This window comes from Microbulbifer okhotskensis (assembly GCF_023895975.1).
In the GTDB taxonomy this organism is placed as follows: Bacteria; Pseudomonadota; Gammaproteobacteria; order Pseudomonadales; family Cellvibrionaceae; genus Microbulbifer; species Microbulbifer okhotskensis.
In genome coordinates, this window is sequence record NZ_JALBWM010000456.1 from 1 (window position 1) to 302 (window position 302).

Genomic DNA, 302 nt, shown 5'->3' on the forward strand with positions numbered 1-302 from the left:
TCCTTTTTGCCCAGTCTTCAGGGTTTCCCGTGTAAGATCGAATTCAACTTTATTTACTCTCTTTTCGTTGTACTTCTCACCACTCCATAGCGGGTAGGCGCCGTGGCTTTTTACTGACGGTGTAGAGAAATAAGTTTTACGCCATTTCTTTTGAGAAGCCATGGCGCTAGCCAGCTTATTCAGGTTCTCAAAATCGGGAATCCAAAAGACCTCATCAATATACAAATGGCCGTGGTAACTCTGGGCAGTGCGCCCGTTGGTCGATACAAAGCGCAATTCAGCTCCGTTGGAAAGCTGAATAA

Annotated in this window: 1 protein-coding gene; it reads right to left on the reverse strand. The window is 45.7% G+C overall.

From position 1 onward, the window contains the following. A partial coding sequence (locus MO867_RS22910) for a terminase large subunit domain-containing protein (RefSeq protein WP_252473443.1) occupies positions 1–302 on the reverse strand: 302 nt, incomplete at both ends.